The following is a 14,456-nucleotide window of genomic DNA, read 5'->3' on the forward strand; positions in this document are numbered from 1 at the left end:
CATCCGCGCCCGGGCGTGCTTCTTCCCGAACGACCATGTGTCCAGGGTAAGTCGGGGTGACTCGTACGGATGTGCGAACACGCCGGGGTGGATGCGACGATCGCAGCGTGACTGGCTCGAACACTGGCGCTGCAGACCCCCGTCCGGCTGATCCTCGTTTGGCCGACTCCGCCTTCCTCAAGGCGGCCCGCGGTGAGAAGCCACAGCACACGCCGGTGTGGTTCATGCGCCAGGCCGGGCGGGCGCTGCCCGAGTACCTCAAGGTCCGCGAGGGCGTCCCCATGCTCGACTCGTGCATGAACGCGGACATGATCACCGAGATCACCCTCCAGCCGATCCGCCGGTACGGCGTCGACGCGGCGATCTTCTACTCCGACATCGTGCTGCCGCTCAAGCCCCTCGGCCTCGACCTCGAGATCAAGCCGGGTGTCGGACCCGTCTTCGCCGATCCGGTGCGCACGCTCGCCGACGTCGAGGCGATCCCCGACCTGACCCCGGAGCACATCCCGTTCATCACCGAGGCGGTGCAGAACCTCACCCGCGAGCTCGGCGGCACCCCGCTGATCGGCTTCGCCGGCGCGCCGTTCACCGTCGCGTCCTACCTGGTCGAGGGTGGTCCGTCGAAGGAGTACGCCAAGACCAAGGCGCTCATGTTCGGCGCCCCGGACGTGTGGGACGCGCTGATGCGCAAGATCGCGGGCATCTCGGCGACGTTCCTCGAGGTGCAGGTCGCGGCCGGCGCCTCGGCCGTACAGCTCTTCGACTCCTGGGCCGGCGCGGTCAACCCCGCCGACTACGCGACGTACGTCCGCCCCTACTCCTCGGCCGTGCTCGCCCGTGCGGGCGCGCTCGGCGTCCCGCGGATCCACTTCGGCGTCAACAGCTCGATGCTGCTCGACCAGATGGGCGAGGCCGGAGCCGACGTCGTCGGCGTCGACTGGCGCACGCCCCTGGAGTACGGCATCGACAGGATCGGCCCCGAGCGCGGGGTCCAGGGCAATCTCGATCCGACCCTCGTCTTCGCGCCGACCGGCGTGATGCTGCAGCGCGCCGGCGACATCATCGAGGCGGGCAGGCGGGCCAAGGGCCACATCTTCAACCTCGGCCACGGCGTCATCCCCTCGACCAACCCCGATCAGCTCAAGAAGCTCGCGGAGTTCGTGCAGGCCTACCCGATCTGACGCACCCCCTCAGACCTCAGCCCGTCGGCCCTGCCGGCGGGCTGTCTGTCATTTCGCTGTGAGCGGAGCAGAGTGCTTGACGAGGTCGAAGGGCCATGGGAGCGTGATGAAAGTCGAGTAAATCAATCGTCTTTATCAACACGCGGGTGCGGCGCTGTTGATGGGCCGCGAACCGTGGAAACGAGTGAACACCCATGAGCATCTCCTTCGCCAAGCTGAGCGCCACCATCGGCGCTCGTGTCGCCGGCATCGACATCGCCGCCGACTTCTCCGATGCCGACCTCCAGGAGCTCCGCACGGGGCTGATCGCGCACAAGGCGCTGGTCTTCGACGCGCCCGGCCTGACCGCCGAGGGTCAGGAGCGGTTCGCCGGCCGCTTCGGCGCCATCACCACCTCGCACCCGACCGTGCCGGGCGACCCGACGATCAACATCCTCGACGTCGACTCGATGTCGTCGAAGGCCAACGAGTGGCACACCGACGTCACGTTCGTCCACAACCCGCCGTCGATCACCACCCTGCGGGCGATCACGCTGCCGCCGTACGGTGGCGAGACCCTGATCGCGGACACGGCCGCCGCCTACCGCAGCCTTCCTCGGCCGCTGCGCGCGCTGGCCGACACGCTGTGGGCGGTGCACTCCAACCAGTACGACTACGCCGACGTCGCCGCCGATCGTGATCTGTCGGAGAAGGCGCAGAGCTACCGCGACGTCTTCGAGTCCCTCGAGTTCGAGACCCGGCACCCGGTGGTGCGGGTGCACCCCGAGTCGGGGGAGAGGGGCCTGTTCATCGGTGGCTTCGCCCGCCGCATCGAGAGCCTCAACAGCAACGACTCGCGTGACCTCATCCGGATCCTGCAGTCGCACGTCACCAGGCCGGAGCACATCCTGCGCGTGCAGTGGCGGCCCGGCCAGCTGGTCGCCTTCGACAACCGGATCACCCAGCACTACGCGATCGACAACTATGACGACGCGCCGCGCAAGCTCTCCCGGGTGACCGTCTCCGGCACGGTTCCGGTCGCGGTCTCCGGCGAGCGTTCCGCGGTCCTCAAGGGCGACGCCAGCCACTACACCCCGTCGAACGAGACGGTCGCCGCCTGATCCGTGACGCGACCCGCCGCCGGCCCCTGGTGCCCGCGGCGGGTCGCGTCACGGCTGGGCGACGCATCCACGTGGCGAGCGACACGCCCAACATGTGAGACATCCGCCCGGTCGCCGTCGTTTGTCTCTAATGTCTACTGAACTACTCAACAAAATGGACAAAGACAATGTCGTCCACGAACCTCAGGAGCAACCGATGACCCGCACCGTTCGAGCCCGCGTGAAGCTGACCGCCGGCCTTCTCGCCTCCCTCGCCCTGGTCGGGAGCGCCAGCGCCTGCGCCAGCAGTGAGGCGGCCGGCGCCGGCGGCAAGGAGACGACCACCGTCCGCTACCAGTCCAGCGCCGGCGCGGTGGACCCGCTGCTGGTCGCGGACGCGCTGGGCGACCTCAAGGGGCTCACCCTCAAGCGCGTCGGCGACGTCACCGGGGGTCCGCAGGCGCTGCAGGCTCTCGCGTCCAACCAGACCGACATCGCCGCGAGCGCGTTCTACGGCGCGATCGCCCAGCTCGTGGCCACCGGCGCGAAGATCAAGGCCGTCGTTCCGACCTACGGGTCGGACGACACCGTCTTCCAGAGCCTGATCGTCCCGGACGACTCCTCTATCAAGTCCGCCCGCGACCTCATCGGCAAGAAGATCGCGGTCAACACCCTGGGCGCGAACGCGGAGGCGGTCCTCGACACATGGTTCCAGCAGCAGGGGCTCAGTGATGACGACATCAAGAAGGTCACCCTCGTCGTCCTGCCGCCGCTCAACACCCCCGAGGCGCTCGCCAAGGGTCAGATCGACGCGGCCTACCTCAGCACCAAGGGGGTCCAGATCACCAACGAAGCCGTCAAGACCCGGGCGCTGGTCAAGGACACCGACGTCGTCGGCGGCCCCTACGAGGGGGGTGGCTTCTCGATGCGCGACGACTTCATCGACGACAACCCGGACACGTCCCGGGAGCTCGTGGCCGGGGTCGCGCACGCGGTGAACTTCATCCAGAGCCACACCCCTGAGGAGATCTACGCGGTCCTCTTCCCGTACCTGGAGAAGCATGGCTACGCCGACTACGAGGACGCCATCAAGGCCAACTACCCGGGCTCGCTCGGCGTCGCCGCCGAGCCGGTGATCAAGGACAGCGACATCTCGCGCTGGACCGACTGGCTCGTGGGTCGCGGTGACATCCCGGCCGACAAGGTCACGCCGGCGGACATCTACACCAACGAGCTCAACCCGTACGCCAACGGTGAGGCTGCCTCCGGCGCCGCGTCGGCGAGCGCGAGCCCGTCCTCCGCCGGCTGAGCCCGTGCTGGGTGACACGCCCACCATCTGAGACCTTCACGCCTCGGCATCGCCCTGTCGTTAAAGTCTATTGAAGTAATAAACAAACGGGACCAACTATGGATTGCCCGCCGATCTCAGGAGTATCGATGACCCGCACCACCCGAGCCCGCGTGAAGCTCGCCGCCGGACTGGCCGCTTCCCTCGCCCTGGTCGGGAGCGCCACCGCGTGTGCCAGCAGCGAGGCCGCCGGCGCCGACGGCAAGGAGGTCACGACGATCCGCTACCAGTCGTATGCCGGCGGCGTCGACTCGCTCCTGGTCGCGGACGCCCTGGGCGACCTGAAGGGCCTCACACTCAAGCGCGTCGGCGACATCACCGGCGGTCCCCAGGCCCTTCAGGCGTTGGTCTCGAACCAGACCGACATCGGCGGCTCGGCGTTCTACGGTGCCATCGCACAGCTGGTCTCGTCCGGCGCGAAGATCAAGGCCGTCGTCCCCAGCTACGGCTCCAACGACAAGACCGGCGAGAAGGTCGTCGTGCCGGAGGGATCCTCGATCACGTCCGCGCGCGACCTGATCGGCAAGAAGGTCGCGGTCAACACGCTCGGCGCCAACTACGAGGCGGTCCTCGACACCTGGTTCCAGCAGCAGGGCCTGAGCGAGGACGAGATCAAGAAGGTCACCCTCGTCCCGCTTCCGCCCCTGAACACGCCGGAGGCGCTGGCCAAGGGCCAGGTCGACGCGGCCGTGCTCTCGTTCCTGGGCTACAAGACGGCCCAGCAGGCCGTGAAGCTCACCACCCTCACGACCGATGTCGACGTCGTCGGAGGGCCGTACACCGGCGGCGCCTTCACCATGCGCGACGACTTCATCAAGGACAACCCCGACACCGCCAAGGAGCTGGTGGCCGGTATCGCCCACGCCATCAACTTCATCGAGACCCACACCTCGGACCAGGTCTACGCCGTCCTCTTCCCCTACCTGGAGAAGCACGGCTTCGCCGACTACGAGGAAGCGATCAAGGCCAACTACCCCGGCACGCTCGGTCTCTCGCCCACGCCGACGATCGACGACCAGGACATCGCCCGCTGGACCGACTGGCTCGCGAGTCACGGCGACATCAAGCCGGGCTCGGTCAAGCCGTCCGACGTCTACACCAACGAGCTCAACCCGTACGCCAACGGCACGGGCGCCGCCACCACGAGCCCGGATTCCACGGGCAGCGTCGCGCCCGCCGCCACAGCTACCACTACCGGAGGTGCCTCATGAGCAGCCGCATCACTCTCGACAACGTCGGTCAGACCTTCTGGGTCCGCGGCAACGACGACAAGCAGCTGCGCGAGTTCGTCGCGCTGGAGTCTCTGAACCTGGAGGTCGCCGCCGGCGAGTTCCTCACCGTCGTGGGCCCGTCGGGCTGCGGCAAGTCCACCGTGCTCGACCTGATCGCGGGGCTGGCCAAGCCGACCGGCGGCCAGCTCTCGGCCGACGGGAAGCCGATCACCGGGCCCGGCCTGGACCGCAGCGTCGTCTTCCAGCAGTACACCCTGCTGCCGTGGCGCACCGCCCAGGCCAACGTCGAGTTCGCGCTGGAGGCCAAGGGCGGGCTGTCGAAGAAGGAGCGCGCCGAGCGCGCCAGGAAGTACCTCGACCTGGTCGGCCTGAGCGAGTTCGCCCAGCGCTTCCCGCACGAGCTCTCCGGCGGCATGAAGCAGCGCGTCGCGATCGCCCGCTCGCTCTCGTACGAGCCGCAGGTGCTGCTCATGGACGAGCCGTTCGGTGCTCTCGACGCCCAGACCCGCGAGCACCTCCAGGAGGAGCTCGTCCGGATCTGGGAGCGCACCGGAACCACGATCGTCTTCATCACCCACGACATCGAGGAGGCGGTCTTCCTGGGCCAGCGGGTCGCGGTGATGAGCGCCCGCCCGGGCCGCATCCGCGAGATCGTCTCGATCGAGCTCGACCGCGACGCCGCCGGCGAGCGCGACATCCGCGCGACCCGCGAGTTCGCCGACTACCGCCACCACATCTGGTCGCTGCTGCGCGAACAGAACCTCAGCGCCCCGGTCGCCGAGGGCGCCGCCGACCAGAAGGAGCTCAGCCATGTCTAGTCGACTGAGTGAGCGAGCAACGATCTCGGACGCCGGCCGCGAGCGAGGGAGGCAGCGTCTGCAGGGCGCTGGCCTGCTCGCCGAGAAGACCGAGGCGCGGCCCAACCCGCGCCAGGAGGAGTCCGTCAAGGCGAAGGGCGCCTCGCCCCGACGGACGCGGGCCGTGACGCTCAGCCGTGGCCTGCTCGGCGTGATCGCCTTCCTCGCGGTGTGGGAGATCGCGCCGCGGGCCGGCCTGGTCAACGACTACTTCATCCCGCCGTTCCACGTGGTCGCCCAGACCTGGTGGGACATGATGAAGGACGGCGAGCTGGAGAAGCACATCCGAGCGAGCCTGATCAGGTCCGCGGCCGGCTTCTTCGCCGCGATCGCGATCGCGATCCCGCTGGGTGCCGCGATCGCGTGGTACCGCCCGATCCGGGAGTTCCTCACCCCGATCCTCGAGATCTTCCGCAACACCGCCGCGCTGGCGATCCTGCCGGTCTTCACCCTGATCTTCGGGATCGGCGAGACCTCGAAGATCGCCATCGTCCTCTACGCCTGCTTCTTCCCGATCCTGCTCTCCACCATCACCGGCGTCGCCACCGTCGATCCGCAGCTCCTGCGCTCGGCCAAGGTGCTGGGGCTGAGCCCGATCGCGACCTTCCGCAAGGTGGTCTTCCCGGCCGCGATACCGACGATCTTCACCGGCATCCGGATCTCCGGTGCCGCCGCGATCCTCGTCCTCATCGCCGCCGAGATGATCGGTGCCACGGCGGGCCTGGGCTTCCTCATCAACTACTCGAACCAGAACTTCCTGATCCCGAAGATGTACGCCGCGATCCTCACCACCACCGTGCTGGGCGTGCTGATCAACTACGCCCTGGTCGCACTCGAGCGCCGCTTCTCGCGCTGGCGCGCCTGAAAGGTCCTGCGATGACTGACGCTCCACGGCACCTCGTCCTCAACGCCTTCCTGATGTCCAACGGGCATCACGAGTCGGCCTGGCGGCTCCCGGAGTCGGACCCGTTCGTCGGGACCGACGTGGACCACTGGGTCGAGCTGGCCCAGCTCGCCGAGCGCGGCAAGCTCGACTCCGTCTTCTTCGCCGACAGCCCCGGGCTGTGGGCGGGGCCCGAGTCGGTCGCCCGGCGACCGGCACAGACGCTGGAGCCCACGCTCCTGCTCTCGGCGATGGCCCAGGCCACCTCGAAGGTCGGGCTGATCGCCACCGCCACCACGACCTACGACGAGCCCTTCAACACCGCTCGTCGGTTCGCGACCCTCGACAAGCTCAGCCACGGCCGCGCCGGCTGGAACGTGGTGACCACGGCCAGCCTCGAGGCGAGTGCCAACTTCAACTACGCCGAGCCGCCGACCCACGCCGAGCGCTACGCCCGGGCGAACGAGTACCTCGACGTGGTGCTGGGGCTGTGGGACGGCTGGGAGGACGACGCCGAGCTCGGCAACAAGGCCTCGGGCGTGCACACCGATCCGAGCAAGGTCCGCCGGCTCGACCACCGGGGAGAGCACTTCCAGGTCGCCGGGCCGCTGAACGTCGGTCGGTCCGAGCAGGGACACCCGGTCATCATCCAGGCCGGTAGCTCCGTGCCCGGGATGTCGCTCGCCGCCCGCTACGCGGAGGCTGTCTTCACCGCCCAGCGGACCCTCGAGCTCGGTCAGGGCTTCTACAGCCAGCTCAAGGCCGCCACCCGGGACGCGGGGCGCAGTCCCGATCACATCAAGATCCTGCCGGGCGTCGTACCGATCCTGGGCTCGACCGAGGAGGAGGCGCGTCGCAAGGAGCGCGAGCTCGACGAGCTGATGGTCCTCGACCACCCGCTCGCCCAGCTCTCCGCCGACATCGGCATCCCCGTCGAGCAGATCGACCTGGACGCGCCGCTCCCGTCGAACATCCGATCGGCCGACGAGATCGAGGGCAACAAGGCCCGCTACGAGCTCGTCGTCGACTTCGCCCGCAAGGACGACCTCACGGTCCGCGAGCTCCTCTGGAAGCTCGGCGGGGGCCGGGGACACCGCACGTTCACCGGCACCCCCGAGCAGCTCGCCGACGACATCCAGGTCTGGTTCGAGAACGGCGCCGCCGACGGCTTCAACATCATGGCTCCGGTCTTTCCCTCGGCCCTGGAGACGTTCGTCGAGCAGGTCGTCCCGATCCTGCAGAAGCGCGACCTGTTCCGCGCCGAGTACACCGGCTCGACCCTGCGCGAGCACTACGGGCTCCCCGTCCCCGTGAGCGGTGCACGCACCCGGCGGCCGCAGACCATCGCCGGCTGATCCGTACCTCGAGAAAGGGGTCAACCATGACCACCAACGCCTCGCACCCCGAGCGCAAGCTCAGCCTCAATGCGTTCCTGCACGACACCGGCCACCACGAGGCCTCCTGGCGCCACCCCGACAGCGGCCTGGAGCGCATCGACGACATCTCCTGGTACCAGGAGATCGCCAAGAAGGCCGAGGCCGCCAAGCTCGACGCCGTCTTCCTGGCCGACGGGCCGGCCTGGTACGGCAGCGCCCACCGGCCCAGCAACCAGTTCGAGCCGATCACCCTGCTCACCGCGCTCGCGGCGGTGACCGACCGGCTCGGTCTCATCTCGACGGCCTCGACGTCCTACTACGAGCCGTACAACCTGGCCCGGCTCTTCGCCAGCCTCGACCGGATCTCGGGAGGACGCGCCGGCTGGAACATCGTCACCACGTTCTCAGCGGACGCTGCGCGCAACTTCGGTCAGGACGGCGTGCTGCCGACCGAGGCCCGCTACGAGCGTGCCCAGGAGTTCATCGACACCGTCACGGGTCTCTGGGACAGCTGGGAGGACGACGCCGTCGTCGCCGACCGGGAGTCCGGGGTGTACGTGGACACCACCAAGGTGCACCCGATCGACCATGCCGGGAAGCACCTCACGGTGCGCGGCCCGCTCAACGCCCCGCGTACGCCGCAGGGACGCCCGGTCTACGTCCAGGCCGGCTCCTCCAACGACGGCCGGGCCTTCGCCGCCCGCAACGCGGAGGCGATCTTCACCGCGCACCAGACGCTCGGGGACGCCCAGGCGTTCTACGCCGACATCAAGGCCAGGGCCCGTGGCCTCGGCCGCAACCCCGACCACGTGCTCGTGCTGCCGGGCATCAGCCCGTTCATCGGTGACACCGAGAAGGACGCCAAGGAGCTGTACGACTACTTCAACTCCCTGACCGTCCCGGCCTTCGGCCTGGGCCAGCTGGAGAAGGTGGCCGGTGTCTCACTGCGCCACCTCGAGCTCGACGAGAAGGTGCCGGCCGAGATCTTCGGCAGCGCCGGCAACGTGCTCGACAACGACCGCAGCCGCAAGCAGGTGGTCGCCAACCTGGTCGCACGCGAGAGTCCGACGCTGCGCGAGCTCCTGCACCGCCTGGCGGGCGGCCGTGGCCACAACGTCGTGCACGGCACCCCGGCCCAGATCGCGGACACCATCCAGACCTGGTTCGAGCAGGGCGCTGCCGACGGCTTCAACGTGATGCCGCCGCTCTACCCGCAGCTGCTCGACGCCTTCACCGAGAAGGTCGTCCCGATCCTGCAGGACCGAGGCCTCTTCCGCACCGAGTACACCGGCAGCACCCTGCGCGAGCACTACGGCCTCCCGCGCCCCGCCTCGGTCTACGCCGCCGACGCCCCCGCGTCGGTCCCGGCCTGAGCGCGTGCCCTCTCCGACACCCACCAGGAGCATTCCCATGTCCGCACAGCCCCAGCAGCCTCGCACGCTCTCGCTCAACGCCTTCCTGCACGACACCGGTCACCACGAGGCCTCATGGCGGCACCCGGAGTCGTCGGTGGAGCGCGCCCTCGACATCGACTTCTACGTCGAGCTGGCCCAGCGCGCCGAGGCCGCCAAGCTCGACGGCATCTTCTTCGCCGACGTGCCCGGCCTGTGGTCGGCCACCGCCTACCGTCCGGCGGCCCACCTCGAGCCGATCACGCGGCTATCGGCGATCGCCGCCCGCACCGAGCGGATCGGCCTGATCGCGACCGCGTCGACCACCTTCTACGAGCCGTACAACCTGGCCCGGCTGTTCTCCTCGCTCGACATCATCTCGGGTGGCCGCGCCGGGTGGAACATCGTCACCACCCAGTCGGACGCGGTGGCGCGCAACTTCAGCCTCCAGGAGATCCCGACGGCCGAGGAGCGCTATGCCCGGGCCCAGGAGTTCGTCGACGTGGTCACCAAGCTGTGGGACAGCTGGGAGGACGACGCGATCCTCGCCGACCGCGAGTCGGGGGTCTACTTCGACCCGGACAAGGTGCATGCGATCGAGCACGTCGGCCGGCACTACCAGGTCGAGGGCGCCCTCGCGGCCCCGCGCAGCGCCCAGGGCCGCCCGGTCTACGTCCAGGCCGGCTCCTCCAACGAGGGGCGCGCCTTCGCCGCCCGCAACGCCGAGGCGATCTTCACCGCGCACCAGACCATCGAGGACGCCCAGGCGTTCTACGCCGACATCAAGCAGCGTGCCGTGAGCCTGGGCCGCAACCCCGACCACGTCAAGGTGCTTCCCGGCATCAGCCCCTTCCTCGGCGACACCGAGACCGAGGCCCGCGAGCTGCAGGAGTACGTCAACTCCCTCACCGTGCCCGCCTACGGCCGGGCGCAGCTGGAGAGTCTCGCCGGTGTCTCGCTCGCCGGCCTCGACCTGGACGAGAAGGTGCCGGCCTCGCTCTTCGGCACCGCCGGCAACGTGCTCGACAACAACCGCTCCCGGCTCCAGGTCGTCGCGAACATCGTCGAGCGCGACCAGCCGACCCTGCGCGAGCTGCTCCACCGCCTCGCCGGCGGGCGCGGCCACAACGTCGTGGCCGGCACGCCGCTGCAGGTGGCGGACATCATCACCGAGTGGTTCCAGCAGGGCGCGGCCGACGGCTTCAACGTGATGCCGCCGCTCTATCCGCAGCTGCTCGATGCCTTCGCCGAGAAGGTGGTGCCGATCCTGCAGGACCGCGGTATCTTCCGCACCGAGTACACCGGCAGCACGCTGCGCGAGCACTACGGCCTGCCGCGTCCCGAGTCGATCTACTCCGCGGGCGCCGCCGCCGCGGCGACGGCGTGAGGTGCAACCGTGACCACGACGCACAGCCCGACCAGCAACGCGGGGCGCCGGCTCCACCTCAACGCCTTCCTGATGGAGGCCGGTCACCACGAGGCCGCCTGGCGGCTGCCGGAGGCCGACCCGGGCGCGAGCTTCGACCTCGGGCACTACGTCCGGCTGGCGCAGCTCGCCGAGTCGGCGAGGTTCGACTCGCTCTTCCTCGCCGACGGCCCGGTCGCCCAGGGCACGGGTGAGTTCCGCACCCCGGGCCAGCTCGAGCCGCTGACGCTGCTCACCGCGCTCGCCGGTGCCACCGAGCGGATCGGCCTCATCGCGACGGCCTCGACCACGTACAACGACCCGTACAACCTGGCGCGGAAGTTCGCCTCGGTCGACCACGTCAGCGGTGGGCGGGTCGGGTGGAACATCGTCACCTCGGCGACCGAGCAGGAGGCCGCCAACTTCGGCCTGGCCGGTCGCCCGCTCCACAGCACCCGCTACGAGCGGGCCGAGGAGTTCCTCGAGGTCGCGCTCAAGCTGTGGGACTCGTGGGGCGACGACCACTTCCTCGGCGACAAGGCCGGCGGCCGCTGGGGCGATCCGGCCCAGCTGCGCGCGATCGACCACGTGGGCGAGCACTTCCGGGTCGCCGGTCCGCTCAACGTCCCACGTCCGCCGCAGGGCTATCCGCTGCTCGTGCAGGCGGGTGCCTCCGAGGAGGGCAAGGCGTTCGCCGCCCGGTACGCCGAGGCGATCTTCGTGGCCCACCAGACCCTCGAGGCCGCCCAGGGCTTCTACGGCGACATCAAGGCGCGGGCGGTGGCCGCCGGCCGCGACCCGGATCACGTCGTCGTCCTGCCGGGCATCGTGCCGATCATCGGCTCGACGGAGCGCGAGGCGATCGCCCTGGCCCAGCAGCTCGACGACCTGCGCATCCCGGCGTTCGGGCTGCGGATGCTCTCGAACGTGCTCGAGGTGCCTGAGTCGCAGCTCGAGCTTGACGCGCCGCTCTCGCCGGCGATCACCGGCCGGACCTCGCGTGAGGGCTTCGACTCCCGCGCGAACCTCATCATCGAGCTCGCTGTCCGCGAGAGCCTCACCGTCCGCCAGATCCTCGGCCGCCTCGGCGGCGGGCGCGGCCACAACGTCGTGGTCGGCACACCCGAGCAGGTGGTCGACGTGATCGAGTGCTGGTTCCACCACGGCGGGGCCGACGGCTTCAACGTGATGGGCGCGGCGCTGCCGTCCGGGCTGGCGACCTTCATCGAGCAGGTCGTCCCGCTGCTGCGGGCCAAGGGCCTGTTCCGCGAGGAGTACGAGGGCCGCACCCTGCGCGAGCACTACGGCCTGCCGCGGCCGGCCAACCAGTTCTCCCGCGCCGGGGCTGCGGCCGTCTGATGGCCCTCACCGCCCCGGCGCGCGTCGAGGCCGGTCAGGATCGGGAGTCGGAGGTGGGGCTCCGCCTCCTGATCCTGCTGGCCTTCATCGCGGCCGCCTCACCACTCGCCATCGACCTCTACCTCGCCAGCTTCCCGGCCATCCAACGGGACCTGGCGACCACGCCGACGATGGTGCAGCTGACCCTGACCGCCTACCTGGTCGGGATCTCGATCGGTCAGCCGATCTGGGGTCCGATCTCGGAGCGGTACGGTCGGCGCGGTCCGCTGATCCTCAGCAACACGATCACGGTGGCCTCCTCGGTCCTGGTCGCGCTGGCCCCTACGATCGAGGTCCTGATCGGTGGCCGGCTGGTCCAGGCGCTCTCGGCCGGATCCGGGATGGTGATCGCCCGCGCGATGATCGCCGACCGGGCCCACGGCTACGCCGGGGTGAGGGCCCTGACCCTGATGATGACCATCCTCGGCGTGGTGCCCGTCATCGCCCCGACACTCGGCGGCCTGATGGCGACCTTTCTGCCCTGGCGCGGGGTGCTGGCCGTCTTCGCCGTCGTGGTCGCCGCCCAGCTGGTGGTGAGCGTGCGCTGGGTGCCGGAGACGCTGCCCGCGGTGCGTCGCACCACACGTGTCCGGTACGGCGACCTGGGTCGCGTCCTGGCCCGGCCGGCGTACCTCTCCTACGGGGTCACCCTCGGGCTCTCGGTCGCGGTGATGATGGCCTACCTCGCAGGGTCGTCCTTCATCTACCAGGAGGTCCTCGGCTTCTCGCCGATCGGCTACGGCCTGGTCTTCGCGGCCAACGCCGTCGCGATGATCACCGCCGGCCTGTTCTCGGGCCGGCTCGCGCGGCGCAAGGTCCACCCGGCCCGTACGGCCGCCCTCGCCCTGCCCGGCGTGGTCGGCTGCTGCGTCGCCCTCGCGCTGGTCGCCGAGTCGCCGTGGCCCGCGCTGATCGTGGTGCCGTCGGTGGCCAACGCGTTCTGCGTCAACCTCGTCACCGGCAACTGCATGGGGCTGGCGATGGCGCAGGCGCGTGACCTGCCGGGCGCGGGCTCGGCGGTGCTCGGCCTGTTCATGTTCGGCTTCGGCGCCGCGGTGACACCGCTGGCGAGCGCCTTCGGGGGAGTGGGGTCGGCGGTGCCGACCGCCGTGGTGATGGCCACGACCGCCCTCGCCGCCGGCTCGGTCTTCGCGATCGGGCGCCGGTGGGTGGCCCGCAACCCGCTGACAGAAGCTCAATTCGGATAAGGAGCAACGAAAGATGACAACAGCCATCGTGGTCGGCAACCCGAAGCCGAACAGCCGCACCCTCGCGGCCGCCACCCGTCTCGCCGCCGCGCTCACCGGCGAGCCCGACCTGGTCGTCGACCTGGCCACCCTCGGCCCGGCGATCCTGGACTGGGCCGACGCGAACGTCACCGACCTGGTCAAGCAGGTCGGGGCGGCCGACCTCGTGATCGTGGCCAGCCCGACCTACAAGGGGGCGTACACCGGGCTGCTCAAGCTCTTCCTCGACCGGTTCGCCGGAGGCACCGGACTCTCGGGACTCGCCGTGCCACTGATGCTCGGCGGCAGCCCTGCCCACGCACTCGCCCCCGAGCTCACCCTGCGCCCCATCCTCACCGAGCTCGGCGCCTCCGTCCCTGGACGCGGCCTCTACGTCGTCGATGCCCAGCACGACGACCCCGCCTCCTATGCCGAGTGGCTCGCCGCCACCAAGCCCACGATCGACGGCTATCTCGCCATCACACTGAACGGACACTCATGACCGCCGTGACCACTCCCGACCTCGCCACCAACCAGGATCTCGATCCGCGGGCCCTGCGCGACGCCTTCGGGATCTTCCCGACCGGTGTCGTCGCAGTCGCCGCGATCGTCGACGGGGTCCCGGTCGGGCTGGCCGCCTCGTCGTTCACCTCGGTCAGCCTGGACCCGCCGCTCGTCTCGTTCTCGATCGCCAGCACCTCGAAGACGTGGCCCGACCTGCGCCGGGCCGAGCACGTGGGCGTCACGATCCTGGCCGAGCACCACGGCGCTGTGTGCCGCCAGCTCGCCGGCGAGCCCGCGGACCGCTTCGTCGGTGTCGCCGTGAGCGTCTCCGACGACGGCGCGGTCACGCTGCCCGACGGCCTCGCGCAGTTCGACTGCACGATCTACAACGAGGTCGAGGCCGGTGACCACACCATCGTGCTGCTCGAGCTGCACGCCCTGCAGCAGAGCGTCGGCCAGCCCCTGGTCTTCCACCGCTCCGGGTTCGGCCGCCTCGCCGGCTGATCCCCTCCACGCCCCTCGTGGGGCGGTCACCCGCACCCGGAGACCGCCCCGCGAGGTCATGACGGCACCGCT

General features: G+C 69.8%; 13 protein-coding genes. All 13 read left to right on the plus strand.

Annotation, left to right across the window (positions count from 1 at the left end; genetic code table 11):
* The first annotated feature begins 158 nt into the window (after positions 1-158).
* The 13 genes from hemE to ACZ5L9_RS10065 all read left to right on the plus strand — a co-directional run bounded on the left by hemE (position 159) and on the right by ACZ5L9_RS10065 (position 14,384).
* The gene (gene hemE / locus ACZ5L9_RS10005; protein ID WP_464536715.1) at positions 159-1,181 is read left to right on the plus strand and encodes a uroporphyrinogen decarboxylase; all 1,023 of its coding nucleotides are present in this window, start codon (positions 159-161) and stop codon (positions 1,179-1,181) included.
* 194 nt (positions 1,182-1,375) lie between these two features.
* The gene (locus ACZ5L9_RS10010) at positions 1,376-2,281 is read left to right on the plus strand and encodes a TauD/TfdA dioxygenase family protein (RefSeq protein ID WP_464536717.1); all 906 of its coding nucleotides are present in this window, start codon (positions 1,376-1,378) and stop codon (positions 2,279-2,281) included.
* A gap of 196 nt (positions 2,282-2,477) precedes the next feature.
* Entirely contained in the window at positions 2,478-3,569 is a 1,092-nt protein-coding gene (locus ACZ5L9_RS10015; RefSeq protein WP_464536719.1) for an ABC transporter substrate-binding protein, read from the plus strand.
* A 128-nt stretch (positions 3,570-3,697) separates the two neighbouring features.
* Entirely contained in the window at positions 3,698-4,819 is a 1,122-nt protein-coding gene (locus ACZ5L9_RS10020; protein WP_464536721.1) for an ABC transporter substrate-binding protein, read from the plus strand.
* Positions 4,816-5,658 (plus strand): ABC transporter ATP-binding protein, encoded by an 843-nt coding sequence (locus ACZ5L9_RS10025; RefSeq protein ID WP_464536723.1) that lies wholly within the window; start codon positions 4,816-4,818, stop codon positions 5,656-5,658. The genes ACZ5L9_RS10020 and ACZ5L9_RS10025 overlap by 4 nt, the downstream gene beginning before the upstream one ends.
* Positions 5,651-6,562 (plus strand): ABC transporter permease, encoded by a 912-nt coding sequence (locus ACZ5L9_RS10030; RefSeq protein WP_464536725.1) that lies wholly within the window; start codon positions 5,651-5,653, stop codon positions 6,560-6,562. The genes ACZ5L9_RS10025 and ACZ5L9_RS10030 overlap by 8 nt, the downstream gene beginning before the upstream one ends.
* 11 nt (positions 6,563-6,573) lie before the next feature.
* The gene (locus ACZ5L9_RS10035; protein WP_464536727.1) at positions 6,574-7,935 is read left to right on the plus strand and encodes an LLM class flavin-dependent oxidoreductase; all 1,362 of its coding nucleotides are present in this window, start codon (positions 6,574-6,576) and stop codon (positions 7,933-7,935) included.
* A 26-nt stretch (positions 7,936-7,961) separates the two neighbouring features.
* On the plus strand, positions 7,962-9,329 hold the full coding sequence (locus ACZ5L9_RS10040; protein WP_464536729.1) for an LLM class flavin-dependent oxidoreductase: 1,368 nt from the start codon (positions 7,962-7,964) through the stop codon (positions 9,327-9,329).
* Between the two features lie 37 nt (positions 9,330-9,366).
* Positions 9,367-10,734, plus strand: a complete 1,368-nt coding sequence (locus ACZ5L9_RS10045; RefSeq protein WP_464536731.1) for an LLM class flavin-dependent oxidoreductase — start codon at positions 9,367-9,369, stop codon at positions 10,732-10,734.
* A gap of 9 nt (positions 10,735-10,743) precedes the next feature.
* Positions 10,744-12,111 (plus strand): LLM class flavin-dependent oxidoreductase, encoded by a 1,368-nt coding sequence (locus tag ACZ5L9_RS10050; RefSeq protein WP_464536733.1) that lies wholly within the window; start codon positions 10,744-10,746, stop codon positions 12,109-12,111.
* The gene (locus ACZ5L9_RS10055) at positions 12,111-13,358 is read left to right on the plus strand and encodes a multidrug effflux MFS transporter (RefSeq protein ID WP_464536735.1); all 1,248 of its coding nucleotides are present in this window, start codon (positions 12,111-12,113) and stop codon (positions 13,356-13,358) included. Before ACZ5L9_RS10050 ends, ACZ5L9_RS10055 begins: the two co-directional genes overlap by 1 nt.
* Positions 13,359-13,371: 13 nt before the next feature.
* A complete protein-coding gene (locus ACZ5L9_RS10060; RefSeq protein WP_464536737.1) occupies positions 13,372-13,878 on the plus strand; it encodes an NADPH-dependent FMN reductase in 507 nt (168 codons plus the stop codon).
* Positions 13,875-14,384: a flavin reductase family protein gene (locus ACZ5L9_RS10065; protein WP_464536739.1), complete on the plus strand. Its 510-nt coding sequence runs from the start codon at positions 13,875-13,877 to the stop codon at positions 14,382-14,384. The genes ACZ5L9_RS10060 and ACZ5L9_RS10065 overlap by 4 nt, the downstream gene beginning before the upstream one ends.
* Positions 14,385-14,456 lie beyond the last annotated feature (72 nt).

Source organism: Nocardioides sp. JCM 18998, from assembly GCF_055391535.1.